At 62.2% G+C, this 2,264-nt stretch carries 2 protein-coding genes; both read right to left on the bottom strand.

The window, feature by feature from the left end:
- Positions 1–22: 22 nt before the first annotated feature.
- Positions 23–601, bottom strand: coding sequence for a hypothetical protein (locus IQ16_RS44915; protein WP_011084521.1), 579 nt, complete (start codon positions 599–601; stop codon positions 23–25).
- Positions 602–1,058: 457 nt separating this feature from the next.
- Positions 1,059–2,264, bottom strand: a 1,206-nt coding sequence (locus IQ16_RS44905) for a Ulp1 family isopeptidase (RefSeq protein WP_233465594.1), incomplete at its 5' end; no start/stop codon positions are given.

Raw genomic sequence — 2,264 nt, 5'->3', positions numbered from 1 at the left:
CCCATCGGCCGTAGCGGGCTGCTCACGATCGTCTGAATTCAGTGCTCACGATCGCGCGAAATCGATGCTCACGATCCGTGAAATCCGCAGTCTGCTGGGCGATCGCCTGCTCGCGCGTCAGGCGGGCCATTTCGACCGTCGAGACGCTGCCCGATTTGATCAGTGACGAGGCCCGCTCGACGGCGGCCACTGCCTTCTCCCGTCGCGCGGCCGCGGCCTCGATCGCCGACTGGATTTCGGCAATGCGCGCCTGGAGCTGGAGGATGCGACCGTCGCGGAACTGGGCCGCCTGGCGGGCGAGGTCCTGTTGCGCCGTCTCGGCGGCCGCAAGCTTGGCGGCGAAACTCGGGCGCTCATTTTCCATCCGGGACATCTGCCGCCGAAGATCGTCGAGCCGCACGCGATCGCCACGCGCGTTGACGACATGAAGGATCGCGTCGCCCTCATGGACCACGCTGAGTTGCGTCGAGCCTTGCGGCGGCTTCGCGCTCACGGTGCCGTCAATCGGCGAGCGCAACGTCACGATCCTGGCATTGACCACGGCCGCAACGCTCGAGGTCTGCAGCACGGCCTTCAGCGGCAACCATCCGAAGACGGCCACAATCGCAAGGCCAATGCCGACCTTGAGCAGGCGGCGAACCGGCGCGAGCCTGCAGGTACTTCGGGATGGGAAGCACTATCGCTGACGGGCTCGCTCACCGGCTCGTCGTGCGCCGGCTGCAACCGATCCTGCAAATCGCGCTGCAACCCTCGTGCGCCCGATTCCTCGTCCTTGCTGACGGACGTATGATCTTCGGGAACGGGCTTCTGCTGTTCCTGATTCTCTCCTTTTGTGAGACGTCAAGCCCAACATATTGCTTCATAGCCCCTCCGATTCGTGTGATTGCGTGCAGGCTTGAAGATAGCGGACCTTTCGTCCCGCGGGCGCCGACCGCAATTATGTCATCGTGTGGGGTCCGGACGCCGATCGGCGTCCCAAGTACTTGATTGACTTCGCGCGTACGGGGGTCAATGTTCAGCGTCGATTCACAGCCAACTCTATCTCGCCCACGGCGACATCAGCCCCTGAGTCGGTTTTGCAGTGCCTGCCGATCGACGACGAGCTGGTCCAGGTGGACTGTCTGCCCTCCTTGCTCCAATTGCCTAACCAGCGCCCGCGTCCCGTCCACGACAAAGACGCCGCAATCATAAGTGTTCTGCTGCTGGGCCATGCCGGCTGGCTCCAGGCGGAGGTGCAGCCTACTTGCGAGATGCTCTGCATGCTTTTTGTTGAGTCCCCTGTAGGAATCGTAGTGGTAGGCGACCGGCTGCCCCCGGTCACTGCGATCAACGAACAGCAGCGACCAATGGTTGCCGAGGTTATTAGGATCTTCAGGGTTGGCATTAATCACGGGCAGGAACAGGAAGTCGGCTGTATCATTAAATTCATCATCATGGACGATGCGCTGGAACTCGGTTTGCACGACGCCATCGTCGTTAGAGCCCAGATAATTTAGGACGATGAGGGGATTCACGAACCGCGTCCGGGCGGCGAGATCCGAATCGCTCCTCTGCAAATCCAGCTCCTGAAGCTGGTAATCCCTGAGGATATGCTCGTCGCCCAGCCATTCCGTGTCCTCGAGCACCAGCCCGTGGCCGTGAGACGAGACTGTCGGATCTAAAGCCCCGATCTGAGCGTTGGCGGAGGTGATCGGAAACGGCCGTACAGAATTAGCATCGTCGCGTGATTCGGACGGCGTGGGCGCAGTCAGATCAACCAATGGAAAACCGCGGTAGGTGTCCGAGCGCGCCCTGGCAGCGGGCGCCGGCGCAAAGTGAGCATCGTCGCGCAATTCCCACGGCGTGGGCGCATCCAGATGCACCAATGACTCAAGGCCGCCGTAGATGTCTGAGGGAGCCCTGCCGGTTGATGGTGAGGCCGGTTCTTGCATCTGCCGTCGCGCCAGCTCCTCGCGCAACCACGCCAAAGCTTCATCATCCGAGAAGGCTGGCGCCGGAGAAAGCCCCTGCGGCGAGCCGAGCTGTCGAGCGCCCTGGTGATGCCCCGGTACTGGCCCGGCAAACAGCGGCCGAAAGTCAGGCGCCGGGGCCCAAGCATTGTCACGCAACTCGAATGGTGTGCGCGGATTCGGATTAACCGCTGCCTCAAGACCGGCGTAGGTGTCTGAGCGAGCCCTGGCAGGATGCGCTGGCGCAAAATGAGCATCGTCGCGCAACTCGGACGGCGTCGGCGCATTCAGATCAACAAATGGCTCAAGACCAGC

The sequence above is a fragment of the Bradyrhizobium huanghuaihaiense genome (assembly GCF_007830635.1).
In the GTDB taxonomy this organism is placed as follows: domain Bacteria; phylum Pseudomonadota; class Alphaproteobacteria; order Rhizobiales; family Xanthobacteraceae; genus Bradyrhizobium; species Bradyrhizobium huanghuaihaiense.
The sequence above is the reverse complement of the archived record's forward strand: the minus strand, read 5'-3'. Positions and strand labels throughout refer to the sequence as shown.